The organism is Kitasatospora sp. NPDC048296 (assembly GCF_043201815.1).
In the GTDB taxonomy this organism is placed as follows: domain Bacteria; phylum Actinomycetota; class Actinomycetes; order Streptomycetales; family Streptomycetaceae; genus Kitasatospora.
This window is the reverse complement of the sequence record NZ_JBICZB010000028.1, coordinates 25,044-41,558: the sequence shown is the minus strand read 5'-3', so window position 1 is coordinate 41,558 and position 16,515 is coordinate 25,044. Positions and strand designations below refer to the sequence as shown.

12 protein-coding genes and 1 pseudogene are annotated in these 16,515 nt (G+C 73.6%); 4 read left to right on the top strand and 9 right to left on the bottom strand.

The genetic code is table 11. The features are described 5' to 3' along the window. Positions 1-118: 118 nt before the first annotated feature. Complete coding sequence (gene metH, locus ACGF12_RS18640; protein ID WP_393030750.1) at positions 119-3,628, bottom strand: methionine synthase; 3,510 nt, start codon at positions 3,626-3,628, stop codon at positions 119-121. 142 nt (positions 3,629-3,770) lie between these two features. On the opposite strand from metH, the gene ACGF12_RS18635 reads away from it, so the two are divergent. Continuing rightward, a complete protein-coding gene (locus tag ACGF12_RS18635; protein WP_393030747.1) occupies positions 3,771-4,868 on the top strand; it encodes a hypothetical protein in 1,098 nt (365 codons plus the stop codon). A gap of 21 nt (positions 4,869-4,889) precedes the next feature. Here the strand turns inward: ACGF12_RS18635 and ACGF12_RS18630 are convergent, their stop codons facing one another. Then, on the bottom strand, positions 4,890-5,408 hold the full coding sequence (locus ACGF12_RS18630) for an SRPBCC domain-containing protein (protein ID WP_393030744.1): 519 nt from the start codon (positions 5,406-5,408) through the stop codon (positions 4,890-4,892). A 356-nt stretch (positions 5,409-5,764) separates the two neighbouring features. Here ACGF12_RS18630 and ACGF12_RS18625 point away from each other — a divergent pair, with 356 nt between their 5' ends. Continuing rightward, positions 5,765-6,718 (top strand): PAC2 family protein, encoded by a 954-nt coding sequence (locus tag ACGF12_RS18625; RefSeq protein WP_393030741.1) that lies wholly within the window; start codon positions 5,765-5,767, stop codon positions 6,716-6,718. A gap of 95 nt (positions 6,719-6,813) precedes the next feature. Here ACGF12_RS18625 and mshC read toward each other — a convergent pair whose 3' ends face one another. The 7 genes and pseudogenes from mshC to ACGF12_RS18590 form a co-directional block, all read right to left on the bottom strand. After that, positions 6,814-8,043, bottom strand: coding sequence for a cysteine--1-D-myo-inosityl 2-amino-2-deoxy-alpha-D-glucopyranoside ligase (gene mshC / locus ACGF12_RS18620; RefSeq protein WP_380610497.1), 1,230 nt, complete (start codon positions 8,041-8,043; stop codon positions 6,814-6,816). Positions 8,044-8,242: 199 nt separating this feature from the next. Then, positions 8,243-8,401, bottom strand: a pseudogene (locus ACGF12_RS18615) (carbohydrate-binding protein); the annotation flags it as partial. Positions 8,402-8,491: 90 nt separating this feature from the next. Beyond that, positions 8,492-9,421: an AraC family transcriptional regulator gene (locus ACGF12_RS18610; protein WP_393030738.1), complete on the bottom strand. Its 930-nt coding sequence runs from the start codon at positions 9,419-9,421 to the stop codon at positions 8,492-8,494. Positions 9,422-9,499: 78 nt separating this feature from the next. Beyond that, positions 9,500-10,285: an SCO1664 family protein gene (locus ACGF12_RS18605; protein ID WP_393030892.1), complete on the bottom strand. Its 786-nt coding sequence runs from the start codon at positions 10,283-10,285 to the stop codon at positions 9,500-9,502. A 56-nt stretch (positions 10,286-10,341) separates the two neighbouring features. Next, positions 10,342-10,908, bottom strand: a complete 567-nt coding sequence (locus ACGF12_RS18600; RefSeq protein ID WP_393030735.1) for a DUF3090 domain-containing protein — start codon at positions 10,906-10,908, stop codon at positions 10,342-10,344. Between the two features lie 223 nt (positions 10,909-11,131). Continuing rightward, positions 11,132-11,824 carry a histidine phosphatase family protein gene (locus ACGF12_RS18595; RefSeq protein ID WP_393030732.1) on the bottom strand — a complete coding sequence of 231 codons (693 nt, stop codon included), beginning with the start codon at positions 11,822-11,824 and terminating at the stop codon, positions 11,132-11,134. Between the two features lie 104 nt (positions 11,825-11,928). Next, on the bottom strand, positions 11,929-12,975 hold the full coding sequence (locus ACGF12_RS18590) for an LLM class F420-dependent oxidoreductase (protein ID WP_393030729.1): 1,047 nt from the start codon (positions 12,973-12,975) through the stop codon (positions 11,929-11,931). Between the two features lie 259 nt (positions 12,976-13,234). Here ACGF12_RS18590 and ACGF12_RS18585 point away from each other — a divergent pair, with 259 nt between their 5' ends. Both ACGF12_RS18585 and ACGF12_RS18580 read left to right on the top strand, forming a co-directional pair. After that, positions 13,235-14,215, top strand: a complete 981-nt coding sequence (locus ACGF12_RS18585) for an aldo/keto reductase (protein WP_393030726.1) — start codon at positions 13,235-13,237, stop codon at positions 14,213-14,215. 335 nt (positions 14,216-14,550) lie between these two features. Further along, positions 14,551-16,488 carry a helix-hairpin-helix domain-containing protein gene (locus tag ACGF12_RS18580; RefSeq protein WP_393030723.1) on the top strand — a complete coding sequence of 646 codons (1,938 nt, stop codon included), beginning with the start codon at positions 14,551-14,553 and terminating at the stop codon, positions 16,486-16,488. Positions 16,489-16,515 lie beyond the last annotated feature (27 nt).

The window sequence follows — 16,515 nt, the reverse complement described above, 5'->3', positions numbered from 1 at the left end:
CTGGACGTCCTTCGGGGATGGCACGGGCCGACCCGCTGGTGAGCGGACCGGCCCGTTCAGGATCATCAAGGATACGCCCGGTTCGTCGGAAAAGAGCGAACGGAGAAGGACGTACGGATTACCGCGCGTTGAAGTACTTCGCCTCCGGGTGGTGGATCACGATCGCGTCGGTGGACTGCTCCGGGTGCAGCTGGAACTCCTCGGAGAGCACCACGCCGATCCGCTCGGGCTTCAGCAGCTCGGCGATCTTGGCGCGGTCCTCCAGCTCGGGGCAGGCCCCGTAGCCGAGCGAGAAGCGGGCGCCCCGGTACTTGAGCGCGAACATGTCCTTGACGTCCTGCGGGTCCTCACCGGAGAAGCCCAGCTCGAAGCGGACCCGGGCGTGCCAGAACTCGGCCAGCGCCTCGGCCAGCTGCACCGAGAGGCCGTGCAGCTCCAGGTAGTCGCGGTAGGAGTTCCCGGCGAACAGCTCGTTGGCCGCCTCCGAGATCCGGTTGCCCATGGTGACCACCTGCAGGCCGACCACGTCCCGCACCCCGGACTCCTCCGGGCGGAAGAAGTCCGCCAGGCAGAGCCGGCGCCCGCGGCGCTGGCGCGGGAAGGTGAAGCGGGTGCGCTCGGTGCCGTCCTCGTGGAAGACGATCAGGTCGTCGCCCTTGGAGTTGGCCGGGTAGTAGCCGTAGACCACGGCCGCCTCCAGCCAGCCCTCGGTCTGCAGCCGGTCCAGCCAGGCCCGCAGCCGCGGCCGGCCCTCGGTCTCCACCAGCTCCTCGTACGACGGCCCCTCGCCGGAGCGGGCGGCCTTCAGGCCCCACTGGCCCTTGAACAGCGCGTCCTCGTCCAGCCAGGAGGCGTAGTCGGCGAACGGGATGCCCTTGACGATCCGGTCGCCCCAGAACGGCGGGGTGGGCACGGTGTTGTCGACGGCCACGTCCGAGCGGATCTGGCCGAGGTTGACCTCGGGCTCCGGCTCCTCCACCTCGACCCGGGCGTGCCGGCGCTGCTTGAGCTCCGGCAGGGTCGCGCCGGGCACGCCGCGCTTGACCGCGATCAGCGCGTCCATCAGCCGCAGGCCCTCGAAGGCGTCCCGGGCGTAGCGGACCTCGCCCTCGTAGATCTCGTGCAGGTCCTGCTCGACGTAGGCGCGGGTGAGGGCAGCGCCGCCGAGGATCACCGGGTAGGAGGCGGCCAGCTTGCGCTGGTTCAGCTCCTCCAGGTTCTCCTTCATGATCACGGTGGACTTCACCAGCAGGCCGGACATGCCGATCACGTCCGCGTTGTGCTCCTGCGCGGCGTCCAGGATCGCCGCGACCGGCTGCTTGATGCCCAGGTTGACCACGTTGTAGCCGTTGTTGGACAGGATGATGTCGACCAGGTTCTTGCCGATGTCGTGGACGTCGCCCTTGACGGTGGCCAGCACGATGGTGCCCTTGCCCTCGCTGTCGGACTTCTCCATGTGCGGCTCCAGGTGGGCCACCGCGGTCTTCATCACCTCGGCGGACTGGAGCACGAACGGCAGCTGCATCTGGCCGGAGCCGAAGAGCTCGCCGACCACCTTCATGCCGGACAGCAGGGTGTCGTTGATGATCTCCAGCGCCGGGCGCCCGGTCAGCGCCTCGTCGAGGTCGGCCTCCAGGCCGTTTCGCTCGCCGTCGATGATCCGGCGCTGCAGCCGCTCCTCCAGCGGGAGCGCGGCCAGCTCCTCGGCCTTGGAGGCCTTGACCGAGGCGGTGGAGACGTTCTCGAACAGCTCCAGCAGGCGCTGCAGCGGGTCGTAGCCGTCCCGGCGGCGGTCGTAGACCAGGTCGAGGGCGGCCTCGCGCTGGTCCTCCGGGATCCGGGAGATCGGCAGGATCTTGGAGGCGTGGACGATCGCCGAGTCCAGACCGGCCTCCACGCACTCGTGCAGGAAGACCGAGTTGAGCACCACGCGGGCGGCCGGGTTGAGGCCGAAGGAGATGTTGGACAGGCCGAGGGTGGTCTGCACGTTCGGGTGGCGGCGCTTGAGCTCGCGGATCGCCTCGATGGTCTCGATGCCGTCCCGGCGGGACTCCTCCTGACCGGTGGCCAGGGTGAAGGTGAGGCAGTCGACCAGGATCGAGCCCTCGTCGATGCCGTAGTCGGCGGTGAGCTCGGCGATCAGCCGCTCGGCGATCTCCACCTTCTTGTCGGTGGTACGGGCCTGGCCCTGCTCGTCGATGGTCAGCGCGATCAGGCCGGCGCCGTGCTCGCGGGCCAGCGAGGCGATCCTGCCGAAGCGCGAGTCGGGGGCGTTGCCGTCCTCGTAGTTGACCGAGTTGAGCACCGCGCGGCCGCCGAGCGCCTCCAGGCCGGCCCGCAGCACAGGCGGCTCGGTGGAGTCCAGCACGATCGGCAGGGTGGAGGCGGTCGCCAGCCGGCCGGCGATCTCCTTCATGTCGGCGACGCCGTCGCGGCCGACGTAGTCCACGCACAGGTCCAGCAGGTGGGAGCCGTCCCGGATCTGGTCGCGGGCGATCTCCACGCAGGCCTGCCAGTCGCCGGCCAGCATCGACTCGCGGAACTTCTTCGATCCGTTGGCGTTGGTGCGCTCGCCGATCGCCAGGTAGGAGGTGTCCTGGCGGAACGGCACCGCCTGGTAGAGCGAGGCGGCCGAGGGCTCCGGCTGCGGCCGGCGCGGGGCGATCGGCCGGCCCTGGACCCGCTCGACCACCTGGCGCAGGTGCTCGGGGGTGGTGCCGCAGCAGCCGCCGACCAGCGAGAGGCCGTACTCGCGGGTGAACACGTCGTGCGCCTCGGCCAGTTCGGCCGGGGAGAGCGGGTAGTGGGCGCCGTCCTTGCCGAGCACCGGCAGGCCCGCGTTCGGCATGCAGGACAGGCCGATCCTGGCGTTCTTGGCCAGGTAGCGCAGGTGCTCGCTCATCTCGGCCGGGCCGGTGGCGCAGTTCAGGCCGATGTAGTCGACGCCGAGCGGCTCCAGCGCGGTGAGCGCGGCGCCGATCTCGGAGCCGAGCAGCATGGTGCCGGTGGTCTCGACGGTCACCTGGACCAGCACCGGCAGGTCGAGCCCGGCCTCGGCCAGGGCGCGCTTGGAGCCGAGGATCGCGGCCTTGGTCTGCAGCAGGTCCTGGCTGGTCTCCACCAGCAGGGCGTCGGCGCCGCCGGCGATCAGGCCGGCCGCGTTCTGCTGGAAGCCGTCGCGCAGCGTCCCGTACGCGGCGTGGCCGAGGGTGGGCAGCTTGGTGCCGGGGCCGATCGAGCCGAGCACCCAGCGGGTGCGGCCGTCGGCGGCGTGGGCGTCGGCCACCTCGCGGGCGATCCGGGCACCGGCCTCGGACAGCTCGAAGATGCGGTCGGCGATCTCGTACTCGCCCAGCGCGGCGAAGTTGGCGCCGAAGGTGTTGGTCTCGACGCAGTCCACGCCCACCCCGAAGTAGGCCTCGTGGACGGAGCGGACGATGTCGGGGCGGGTGATGTTCAGGACCTCGTTGCAGCCTTCGAGGTTCTGGAAGTCCTCCAGCGTCGGGTCCTGTGCCTGGAGCATGGTGCCCATCGCACCGTCGGCGACCACCACCCGGGTGGCGAGTGCTTCACGCAGCGCGTTCGCGCGGCTCTGCTGAGTGATGGACGGTTCGGCTGCAGTGGCCATGGGGCTTCTCCCTGGTGCGACGGCTGTCGGCTTTGCAAGCCCGCTTGGTCGGGCCCGCACGTCGCCAGGGTATCCGTCCGTCGGCCGGACCTGCGGGCCCATTCCGTATCCTGAGCGCTCGGCTCAAGGGGGGATCAAGCGCGTGACCAGGTTCCGGACCACGACGAAACGCATCGGCCGGGCCCTGGCGGCCCCGTCGCGGGCACTGCGCGAGCGGTGGAGGGGCTGGTCGCGGTGGCGCCGGGCCCTGCTCGCACTGGGGCTGGCGGTGGCGGTACCGGTCGCCGCCCTGGGCTCGGTGTTCGTCGCGATCCGACTGCACTACACGGGTGAACCGTCCGCCGAGGCCCGCACCCGCGGCCGGGACGCCGTCTGGCTCGGCCACGCCTGGGTGGACGGCCGCAAGACCGAGGCGGACGTCGAGGCGCTGGCCCGCCAGCTGGCCGGCACCGGCGTGCGCGACCTGTACGTGCACACCGGCCCGCTGGAGCACGACGGCTCCCTGCCGGCCTCCGTCCACCCCAAGGCCCGCTGGTTCACCGAGACCGCCCACCGGGTGCTGCCCGGCGTCCGGCTGCAGGGCTGGCTGGGCGACGAGGTCAAGCCCGAGAAGGACGCCCTGGACCTGGACGACGCGCCGACCCGGGACCGGATCACCGCCTCGGCGGGCCAGGTGCTGGACCAGGGCTTCGACGGCGTGCACTTCGACATGGAGCCGATCCACCCCGGCACGGCCGGCTGGCTGGCCCTGCTCGACCAGGTCCACCCGGTGACGGCGGCGCGCGGCGCCAAGCTCTCGGTGGCGGCCCCGCAGATCGACCCGGTCCCCGGCCTGCACACCGCCGGGATCCTGCTCACCGACCACGGCAAGTGGTGGGACCAGGCGTACTTCCGGGAGACCGCCCGCCGGGTCGACCAGATCGCGGTGATGACCTACGACACCTCGATGCCGACCGAGCCGCTGTTCGGCGGCTACGTCGCGCTGCAGACCGAGCTGGCGCTGGAGGCCACCCCGTCCGACGTCGACCTGCTGATGGGCCTGCCGTTCTTCTGGGACGACAAGTGGGGCCACTGGGGCGACGCGGAGACCGTCCCGGCGGCGGTCCGGGGCGTCCGGCTGGGCCTGGGCCGCCAGGACCCGAAGCGGGCCGCCTTCGGCGTCGCGCTGTACGTGGACTTCGCCTCGACGCCGGAGAACTGGGCGGCGTACCGCAGCGGCTGGGTGGACGTCTCCCCCTAGTCCTCCCGGTCCTGCGCGGTTCTACGCCGCCATCCGGTGTGCCAGGGCGCCCAGGTAACGGTGGACGGTGGCGTCCTCACCGGTCAGGTAGTGGGCGACGGCGCGGTACGCGGGCTTGCGGACCTCGCCGCGCTCGGTGACGGTCAGCGAGCAGCCCGGCCCGGCCGGGGTCAGCACGTACGTCCAGGTGCCGCCGTACGGCAGGTCCGGGTCGGCGATGCCGGTCACCAGGCGGTGCGGGGCCTCGCTGTCCACCACCTCGTAGGTGGTGTGCCCGCGCCGGTCGTACTCGCGCCAGCGCGGGCGGCCGCCGACCCCGGCGGGCAGCCGCTCGACGTGGGTGAGGCCCGGGCGCCAGGCCGGGTAGAGGTCGATGTCGGTCAGCACGTCCCAGACCGCGCCGGGCGCCTGGGCCAGCTCCAGGCCGCCCTCGGTGACGTGTTCGGCCGGCAGCCGGCGCCCGGCCCGGTCCGCCGCCAGCAGCGCGGCCCCGGCCAGCGCCGCCGCCGTACCCGCGCCGATCCACTGCCATCGGTTCATCGGTCCGGCCCCTTCCGCCCGGCCCCTCCTCTCCTCATCATCGCGCCGCCGCGCCCGGCGGGCACTCCGTCGCACCGCGTCGCAGGTCGGGCACCGTCCGTCCGGATCTCACGGGCTGACGACCCGTCAGCCCGCGTCGTCCGGATATCCGCTGGATCGCGGCCGCCCGCTCCCCCAGACTGTCCCGGTGCCCGGCCGCCATGCGCATCAAAGCCCGTAGGCTGGGCAGGTAGGACCATGGAGCGAGGCGTTCCATGGGAGACGAGAGGTTCGACAGGCGGCAGCCGGCCCGTCGGCGCCCCGGCAGGCCAGCCGGGGCGGTGCCGGTCCGACCGCCGACCGGAGGGAGACGCTGGGTGATCGAGCTGGAAGATGTTCCCGAATTGATCGACCCGGTGATGGTCTGCGCCTTCGAGGGGTGGAACGACGCGGGCGACGCCGCCTCCGCGGCTCTGGCGCATCTGGACGAGACCTGGGGCGGCAAGGTGTTCGCCGCCCTGGACGCGGAGGACTACTACGACTTCCAGGTCAACCGGCCCACGATCTGGCTGGACGGCGGCATCCGCCGGATCACCTGGCCGACCACCCGGCTGTCGGTGATCCGGGTGACCGAGCCGACCACCCGGGACGTGGTGCTGGTCCGCGGCATCGAGCCGAGCATGCGCTGGCGCTCGTTCTGCAACGAGCTGCTCGGCTTCGCGCACGAGCTGGGCGTCGAGCTGGTGGTGATCCTGGGCGCGCTGCTCGGCGACACCCCGCACAGCCGCCCGGTTCCGGTCAGCGGAGTCACCTCCGACCCGGAGCTGGCCCGCCGGCTGGACCTGGAGGAGAGCCGGTACGAGGGCCCGACCGGGATCGTCGGGGTGCTCCAGGAGGCCTGCACGCACGCCGGGGTGCCGGCCGTGACGCTCTGGGCGGCGGTGCCGCACTACGTCGCGCAGCCGCCCAACCCCAAGGCCACCCTGGCGCTGATCAACAAGCTGGAGGACCTGCTGGACCTGCGCATCCCGCCGGGCGAGCTCGGCGAGGACGCCCGGGCCTGGCAGCTGGGCGTGGACCAGCTGGCCTCGGAGGACAGCGAGGTCGCGGAGTACGTCCAGCAGCTGGAGGAGGCGCAGGACACCGCCGAGCTGCCGGAGGCCTCCGGGGATGCCATCGCGCGCGAGTTCGAGCGCTACCTGCGCCGCCGGGAGAACGTCGGGCCGACCGGCGAGAAGCCGGTGTCCGGGCACGCCACGGCCGAGTGGCCGAGTGAACCGGAGGCGCCGGGCCCGACCCGGGAGAGCCCGGACGGGGCCGAGGAGGAGTAACCCTGCTCGCGGCCGCGGAGGAGTAACCCTCCTCGGGCGGACGGGAACGCCGAAGGGGCGTCAGGACACCTGGTCCTGACGCCCCTTCGGCGTCGTCAGAGCGCGACGCCCAGCAGGGCGTCCACGGTGCGGGTCACCAGGCCGGGCGCGCCGGTGTCGGTGCCGCCCTCGCTCTCCTGCTGCGCGGCCCAGCGGTCCACCGCGGCCAGCGCGGCGGGCGCGTCCAGGTCGTTCGCGAGCGCGGTACGGACCTCGGCGAGCAGCTGCTCGGCCGACGGGCCGTCCGGGCGGGAGACGGCGGCGCGCCAGCGGGCGAGGCGCTCCACGGCCTCGTCCAGGGTGTCCTTGGTCCACTCCCAGTCCGCGCGGTAGTGGTGCGAGAGCAGCGCCAGGCGGATCGCCGCCGGGTCGACGCCCTCACGGCGCAGGGTGGAGACGAAGACCAGGTTGCCGCGGGACTTGGACATCTTCTTGCCGTCCAGGGCGACCATGCCGGCGTGCACGTACGCCTTGGCGTACGGGTGGGAGCCGGTGGCGACCTGGGCGTGCGAGGCGCCCATCTCGTGGTGCGGGAAGGACAGGTCGCTGCCGCCGCCCTGGATGTCGAAGGTCATGCCCAGGTACTTCAGCGCGATCGCCACGCACTCGATGTGCCAGCCGGGGCGGCCGTGGCCGAGCTCGGTGTCCCAGGCGGGCTCGCCCGGGCGGGCGGCCAGCCAGAGCAGGGCGTCCAGCGGGTTGCGCTTGCCGGGGCGGTCCGGGTCGCCGCCGCGCTCGGCGAAGACCGGGCGCATGGCCTCGCGGGTGAGGCCGGAGACCTCGCCGAAGTGGGGGTCGGAGTCGACCGAGTAGTAGATGTCCTCGTCGACCTTGTAGGCGGCACCGGAGGCCAGCAGCTTCTGGACGATCGGGACGATCCACGGGATCGACTCGACGGCGCCGACGTAGTGCGCCGGGGGGAGCAGCCGCAGGGCGGTCATGTCCTCACGGAACAGGGCCGTCTCGCGCTCGGCCAGGGCCACCCAGTCCTGGCCGGTCTCGACCGCGCGCTGGAGCAGCGGGTCGTCGACGTCGGTCACGTTCTGGATGTACAGGACGTCGTGACCGGCGTCCTTCCAGACGCGCTGCACCAGGTCGAACGCGTTGTAGGTGGCGGCGTGGCCCATGTGGGTCGCGTCGTAGGGAGTGATGCCGCAGACGTAGATCCGGGCGGTGCCGTCCTGCGGCACAACCTCCCGGACCGTACCCGCTGCGGTGTCGTGGATACGAAGGGGGAGCCCCTGACCAGGCAGGGCGGGAACCTCGGAGGCGGGCCAGGCATGCATGGGATCGACTTTAACCTTGAGAACATTTGAAAGCCTAACCAGTAACAAAGATCGACTGGATTCGCTTCCTGTCGTTGCCTGAGCGCTTCCCGACTGATACAGCGCGATTCGGGGACCGGCTCGGCTTCAGGCACGGTGAGCGCCCGGTCGGCCCTGCCGCCGACCGGGCGCCCGGCTCCCCGGGGAACGGCCGGAGCCGCTACGACCGTTGCCAGAGGGCCGGCACGTTCGGCGGCTCCCAGCCCACCATGGCGGTGTGCGCCTGGAGGCAGACGTAGGAGGCGCCGGAGTAGGTGACGCGGTCGCCCGCGCGGTACGGCGTGCCCGGGGTGGGGTTCCCGTGGGCTGGGGGTGGGGGGCGGCCCTTGTCATGGTGGGGGCATGACAAGGGCCGAACCGGCCGTCCGTCCACGCGCGCCGGACGGGCCGCCGGTGGCCACCAGTGACGTTACGGACCGTCCGGCGCGACCGCGATGGACATGATCCGGGGATCATGGTGATTTCCGTCGACCCGGGACCGGAACTCCCCTGGCGTCATCCCGGTCTCCCGGCGGAAGAAGCGGCAGAAGTACGCCGGATCCGCGAAGCCCGCCTCCCTGGCCACCCGACCGACCGTCAAGTCCGTGCAGGCCAGCAGCCGTTTGGCCTCCAGGGTCTGCTGGCGGCGGATCAGTCCGCCCGGGGTCCGGCCGGTGGCCCGCTTGACCAGGGTCTGCAAGTGCCCCGGGGAGACGCCGAGTTCCTGGGCGGTGGAGGCCACCGAGCGCCGCACCCCGCCCGGCCGGGCGATCAACCGGGCGAAGGCGGCGGCCAGTTCGGCCGGCCGCCCGGGCACCGCGGGCCGGTCGTCGGGGGCGCAGGCGCGCAGCGCCCGGACGATCAGGATGTGCAGACTGGCCCGGAGCACACCCTGGTAGCCGGGCGCCCTGGCCAGGTACTCCTGCTCCATGTCGGCGAGCAACGCGTCGATCGGCCCGGCCTGTTCACCGAGCCCGAGGGCGGGGCGGGTGGCCAGGGCGCGCAGCGCGGCCAGGTCCTGCGGGTGGCCGAGCAGGAAGTCCTCGTTGAACAGGACGACCCGGCCGGTGAGTTCCTCGGCGTCCGCCCAGTGGTGCACCTGGCCGGGCGTGATCACGCACAACTGGGGTGGCGCCAGCGGCCGGTGGACCAGGTCCAGGGCGTGGGCGCCGCGGCCGCCGGTGATCTGGACGATCTCGTAGAAGGAGTGCCGGTGGGGGAAGTTGGCGCGGGAGAGCGGGCCGATCGCGTCGAAACCGCCGATGGCGAAGGGGAGCAGCTGGGGCAGCGGTACCTGCAGTCGGTGCAACGGCAGGTCCGGCGTGGTTCGGGGGGTGGGGGTGATCCGTCGCACGTCCATCGGAGCAGTGTGCGACCTGTTCCGGTAGCCGGTCCAGACCACCGGCGAGGAGCAGTGCCAGACCTGCGAGTACCCCCGCTACACCGGCGGCCAGGGGATCGCGGGCCAGTCCCGGGAGGGCAGCGGGTGCGTGCCGGAGCTGCGCAACCCGGCCACCCGGGCGCGGGTGGCGTCCAGCTCGGCGGCGGTCAGGTGCGGCGCGAGGCGCTCGGCCAGCTCGCCGTCCAGCTGCTCGGCCACCCGGGCCAGCACCTCCAGTGCCTCGGCGGGCAGCGGGTCGCCCGCCCAGCCCCAGAGCAGGGTGCGCAGCTTGCCCTCGGTGCTGAAGGTGACGCCGTGGTCGATGCCGTACACCCGGCCGTCCGCGGCGGGGATCAGGTGGCCGCCCTTGCGGTCGGCGTTGTTGAGCACCGCGTCCAGCACGGCCATCCGGCGCAGCCGCCGGTCGTCGTGGTGCACCAGCAGCGCCAGCCGGCCGTCCTCGACCTCGGCCTGGACGATCGGCAGCCAGCCCTCCTCCGGGCCGTCCGGGTCCTGCAGCGCCAGCAGCGGTTCGGCCTGCGGGTCCGGCTCGACCCACAGCTGCACCATGCCGGGCCCGTGCGGCCCCTCGCGCAGCACGGTGGGCGGGATCAGCGCCCAGCCGGTCGCGGCGGACAGCTCGTACGCGGCGACCTCGCGGCCGGCCAGCGTGCCGTCCGGGAAGTCCCAGAGCGGGCGCTCGCCGGCCACCGGCTTGTAGACGGCCTGCGCGCTCAGCGAGCCGTGCTCGACCGTGCAGTACAGCGCGGCGTTCGAGGCTTCGGTGAGGCGGCCGTGCACGGCCAGTTCGCCCTGGCGCAGCAGCGCCAGGGCGGTGGGCACATCGGCGGCGAGGGCGGCGGCGGCCGCCGGGTCGGCCTGCGGCGGGGTCTCGGTGTTCAGCGCCGGTAGCCGTTCGCGCGCGGGCACAGGTGCCCCTCCGGGTCCAGCGGCAGGTTGCAGAACGGGCAGGGCTTGCGGCCGGCCGCGACCAGGTCCAGGGCGCGCTTGGCGAAGACCCGGGCCATCGCGCCGGTCAGCCGCACCCGCAGCATGTCCGGACCGTTCTCGTCGTCCCGGAAGACCGCCTCCTCACCCTCCTCCTCGTCCTCCTCGACCAGCGCCTGCGCCTCGACCACCAGACAGGCGTCCACGCTGTCCCAGGCCAGGGCCATGGTGCCGACCCTGAACTCCTGCTCCAGCGGCAGGTCCAGCGGGGCGGTGTCGAGCAGGTCCTTGGGCGCGGTGGCCGGGATCGAGGTGTCGCCGCCACTGCGCCGCAGCGCCTCGTCGAGGACCTCCTCGATCCGCTCGGCGAGCGCGGCGACCTGGGTCTTCTCCAGCAGGACGCTGGTGATCCGGCCCCGGGCGCTGGCCTGCAGGTAGAACGCCCGGGCGCCGGGCTGGCCGACGGTGCCGGCCACGAACCGTTCGGGCTGGTCGTAGAAGAAGACCTGACGGGGCACGCTCTCGCTCCGGATCGTGTCGGTCGGTGCGGATCCGCCGTGGGGGATCGCGGGGTTGTCGGACTGGGCAGGTGGTCAGACGGGTCGGTCACTCATCAGTCACCCTACGACCTCCGGGCACCGGCCGGGGAGCCGAGCGGGTGGCCAGGGCGGGGTGACACCCGCGGGTTCGGGCGGTGCCGTCGCTGGTGGGGCGCCGTTCGGCGTCCGGGCAGGCCGCTGCTCAGGCCGTGCCGCCCACCACCGCGTCGCCGGCCGGGGCGGCCGGGGCTGCGTGGGGCTTCGGGGCCAGCGAGGAGAGGTCGCCGGTGTCGCCCATCCTCAGGACGAAGGGGCGCTGCGGGGTGTACCGGATCGCGGTGACCGAGCAGGGCTCGACGCTGATCCGCTGGAAGTGGTCCAGGTGCAGGCCGAGCGCGTCGGCCACCACCGCCTTGATCACGTCCCCGTGCGAGCAGGCGATCCAGACCGCGTCCTCGCCGTGTTCGGCGGCGATCTTCGCGTTCCACTCGCGGACCGCGCTGACCGTACGGTGGCTCAGCTCGCGCAGCGACTCGCCGCCGGGGAAGGCCGCGGCGGCGGCGTGGTCCTGCACGGTGCGCCAGAGCGGCTCCTTGGCCAGCTCGGCCAGCGGACGGCCGGTCCAGTCGCCGTAGTGGCACTCCACCAGCCGGTCGTCCTCGGCCGGCGGGGCCAGCTCGGGCCGGGCGGCCAGCAGCGGCTCCAGGGTCTGCCGACAGCGCTCCAGCGGGCTGCTGACGGCCTGCGCCAGCGGGATCCCGGCCAGCCGCCCGGCGAGCGCGGCGGCCTGCGCGCGCCCGGTGTCGTCCAGGTCCACGCCAGGCGTCCAACCGGCCAGGATTCCGGCGGTGTTCGCGGTCGAGCGGCCGTGACGGACGAGCAGCAGGGTGGGCATGGGGCTTAGCCTACGGCCTGCGGACGCCGTCGTGGGGCCCGTTCGCACACCCGGGAAGTCGACGCGGCACGGCTGGCCGCAGTGCCGCCCGACCCCGTCGACCGTTACGCCAGGCCGGCCCGTTCCAGCGCCTCGACGCCGGTGCGCAGCGCCTGGACCCGCTCGTCCAGGGTGAAGCCGGACGGCGCCAGGGTGAGCGTGGTGACGCCCGCGTCGGCGTAGGCCTGCATCCGGTCGGCGATCCGGGCGGTGTCACCGACCAGCGAGGTGGCGTCGATCAGGTCGTGCGGGACGGCGGCCGCGGCGCCCGCGTAGTCCTTGGCCAGGTACTTCTCCTGGATCTCGTCGGCCTCCTGCTCGTAGCCCATCCGCCGGGCGAGCTGGTTGTAGAAGTTCTTCTCCTTGCTGCCCATGCCGCCGATGTAGAGCGCGGCGTAGGAGCGCTGGGAGTCGACGCCGGCCTTGATGTCCTCGCCGACCGCGATGGTGACGGTCGGGCAGAGGTCGAAGCCGTCCAGGGACTTGCCGGCCTTGGCGCGCCCGGCCTTCAGCGGGTCCAGGGAGAGCGCGGCGTGCTCGGGGGCGAAGAAGATGCCGAGCCAGCCGTCGGCGATCTCACCGGTCTGCTCCAGGTTCTTCGGGCCGATCGCGGCGATGTACAGCGGGATGTGCTCGCGAACCGGGTGCACGGTGAGCTTGATCGGCTTGCCCGGGCCGCCCGGCAGCGGCAGGGTCCAGTTCGCGCCCTCGTGCACCAGGCGCTCGCGGGACATCGCCTTGCGGATGATCTCCACGTACTCGCGGGTGCGGGCGAGCGGCTTGTCGAACTTCACGCCGTACCAGCCCTCCGAGACCTGCGGGCCGGAGACGCCGAGGCCGAGGCGGAAGCGGCCGCCGGAGAGGGTGTCCAGGGTCGCGGCGGTCATCGCGGTCATGGCCGGGGTGCGGGCCGGGATCTGGAAGATGGCCGAGCCGACGTCGATCCGCTCGGTCTTCGCGGCGACGAAGCTCAGCACCGTCGCGGCGTCCGAGCCGTACGCCTCCGCGGCCCAGCAGACCGAGTAGCCGAGCCGGTCCGCCTCCTGGGCCACCGCGATGTTGTCGGCGTCCATGCCGAGTCCCCAGTAGCCGAGGTTGATGCCGAGTCGCATGTGCCGAACCTTCCAGTCGGTTGGCTTGGTGGCCAGTCGGGTGAGATCGAGGCGAGCGTAACCGCGCGCTCGCGGGACACGCTACTGACGGGTAGTGGTGGCCTGGCTCACATCCGCGCTGTTGATCGTTCTGCGGGTCTACCCCCCTGCCCGCACACCGGCCGCTACGCTCAGCCGACGTGGGGAGTGCTCTCCCCACCTGCGCGTTTACAGGGCTTCCGGGGCTCCCGGGGCCATCGGCCAGTGGAGGGCCCGTCCGATGGAAATGCGTCACCTCGGCCGCACCGGCCTACAGGTCTCCCGCCTCGGCCTCGGCACCATGACCTGGGGCCGCGACACCGACGAGCACGAGGCCGCCGAGCAGCTCAAGGAGTTCGTCGACGCGGGCGGCAACCTCGTCGACACCGCCGACGTGTACGCGGACGGCGGGGCCGAGTACCTGATCTCCCGCCTCACCGACAGCCTGGTCCCCCGCCCCGAACTCGTCATCGCCACCAAGGCGGGCAGCGTCCCGGAGTCCACCCGCCGCTTCGACGGCTCCCGCGGCCACCTGCTCGCTGCCCTGGACGCCTCGCTGCACCGGCTCGGCACCGACTACGTCGACCTGTGGCAGGTGCACGCCTTCGACCCGGTGACCCCGGTCGAGGAGACCCTCAGCGCCCTCGACATCGCCGTCTCCACCGGCCGCGCCCGCTACGTCGGGGTCTGCGACTTCAGCGGCTGGCAGCTCGCCAAGGCCGCCACCTGGCAGCGCGCCCACCACGGGCGGGTGCCGCTGGCCGGGGCACAGCTGGAGTACTCGCTGCTGCAGCGCGGCCTCGAACGGGAGGCACTGCCCGCCGCGCTGGACGCCGGGGTCGGGGTCCTGGCCGGCTCGCCGCTCGGGCGCGGGGTGCTCACCGGCAAGTACCGGCACGGCGTCCCGCAGGACTCGCGCGGCGCCTCGGCGTTCCTGTCCGGGTTCGTCCAGCCGTACCTCGGGGAGCGCTCGCGGCGGATCGTGGACGCCGTCGCCACCGCCGCCGACGGGCTCGCCAGCAGCCCGCTCGCGGTCGCGCTGGCCTGGGTCCGGGACCGGCCCGGGGTGGCGAGCGCGCTGGTCGGGGCGCGGACGGTGGCACAGCTGCAGACGGCACTGTCAGTGGAGGCGCTTACGCTTCCGGGTGAGATCCGCGGCGCGCTGGACGACATCTCGTCCCCGGTGCACCGCTACCCGGACCAGGGGTGGACGGAGCTGTGACCACCACCGGACCGGGTTGTCGAGCAGAACGTGCAGTGGAGTGACCTTTGGAGCGGACGACGATGAGTGACACGGGGAACGGCGCTCCGGAGGAGACCTCGGCCTCGCCGGCCGACAAGGCGGCGGCGATCGCGGAGCTCGCGGAGCGGATCCGCAGCATCGGGCCGCAGGCTTCGGGATCGGGGGCTTCCGGGTCGGGGGCTTCCCCGACTTCCGGGGCTTCCCCGACTTCCGGGGCTTCCTCGGCTTCCTCGGCTTCGAGGCCCGCGCCGGCTTCGGCGGCCCCGGAGGCCACCGGCGGGGGCGCTCCGGCCGCTCCGGCCGTCCCGACCGCGGTGGAGCCCGACGGGCCGCGCGGCGACGCGCTCCAGGAGACCGCCCGGGTGCTGACCTCCGGTGGCGCCCCGGCCGAGCTGGCGGCCGCCGCCGTGGCCGAGTTCGGTGACGGCGCCGCCGAGCGGCTGCGCACGGACCCGTGGGCGGTGCTGGGCCTGCCCGGCGTCCGCCCCGAGCACGCGGACGGCTTCGCCCGCGAGCTGCTCGGCCCGAAGGCCGAGCCGGGCGACCCGCGCCGCGCCCAGGCACTGGTCCTGTGGCTGCTGGAGCAGGCGGCGCTGCGCGGGCACTCGGCGCTGGAGCTGACCGAGGTGACGGCCGGGCTCGACCGGCTCCGGATGCCGGACCCGGCCGCCGCGATCCAGGCCGCCGTCGCGGACGGACGGGTGCTGCCCTTCCAGGAGGAGCTGAGCGGACCCGAGGCGCACGCGGCGGGCGACGAGGACGACGAGGCGCCGACCCGGACGCTGCTCGCGCTGGAGCGGCTGGCGATGGCGGAGGACAGCCTCGCGGAGGGGCTGCTGCAGCTGATGGCCACCTTCGTGCCGGGCGAGGACGTCGAGGCGGAGGACGCCCGGGCCGAGGACGCCCGGGCCGAGGAGGCTCAGGCCGAGGAGGCTCAGGCCGACGAGGTTCAGGCCTCGGACGCCGAAGCCGAGGAGGCCGGAGCGCAGGAGGGCGAGGTGGAGGCCGCCGCCGACTCGGCTCCGACGGACACCGAGGCTCCCGCCGAGTCCGCCCCGGCCGCCCCCGGCCCCACCGCCTGGGCGGCGGCAGCCGAGGCCGCGCCGTCCTCCTCGGCCACCGCCCTGATCGAGGCCGTCGCCGACAGCGCGCTGGTACTGCACACCGGCGGCGAGGCCGCCCGTGCCGAGCCCGCCGCGCTGCTCGCCGCCGCCCGGGGGCTCGGGCTGCGGGCCTGGGCCGCCACCTGGACCGACCAGGGCCGGGAGTCCTTCGCCGCGCTCGCCGGCGCGGACACCGCGGTGACCACCCTCGCCGAGCTGCTGTCCGGTGCGGCCGGCCCCGGCCGCTCCCCCGACGGCTCGCTCGCCCTGGACCTCCTGGTGGTCCTGGACGCGCCGCTGCTGGACGTCGAACTGGCCGCCACCCTGCTGGAATCGCTCGCCGACGGCACCCGGCTGGTGCTCAGCGGCGACCCGGGACAGCTCTGGTCGGCCGGCCCCGGCCGGTTCTTCGCCGACCTGCTGGCCGCCAAGGCCTGCCCGGCGGTCGCCTCCCGCACCCCGGACTTCGGCCCGATCGGCGAGTTGGTCTCCGGTGTCGGCATCGGCGAGCTGCAGCCGGTCGAGGCGCCGGACAAGGAGGTGGTCATCCTCACCGCCAAGGACGGCGGTGAGGCCGTCCACCGCGCCGTCCAACTGCTCACCGACTCCATCCCGCGCGCGCTCGGCATCCCCGCCGAGCAGGTCGTGCTGCTCACCCCCGGCCACGGCGGCCCGGCCGGTACGCGTGCGCTGAACGCCGCCGCCAAGGCCCGGCTGAACCCCGGCCCCGGCCGCTTCGGCGGTTTCGACCCGGGTGACCGGGTGGTGGAGTCCCCCGCGCCCGGGCTCACCCGCCCGGCCCGGGTCCTGGACGGCGACGCCACCGGACTGCACCTGGAGTACCCGGACGGCACGCGCCGGACCGTCCAGCCCGCGCAGGCCGGCCGGCTGCGGCACGGCTGGGCACTGACGGTCCACCAGGCGCTCGGCCGCCGCTGGCCCGGGGCCGTGGTGGTGCTCCCGGAGGACGCCGGACCGGCGCTCACCCGGCAGTGGGTCTACACCGCCTTCGGGCGCGGCGAGCGGCACCTGTCGGTCGTGCACGCGGCGGGTCCGGCGCTCGCCCAGGCCGTCGCCGAGCGCCCGGCGCAGCCGCGCACCACCCGGCTGCGGGCGATCCTGGCGGAGAACGCGGCGTCGACGTACTGATCGACCGACGCGCGAAGGGCGGGCCCG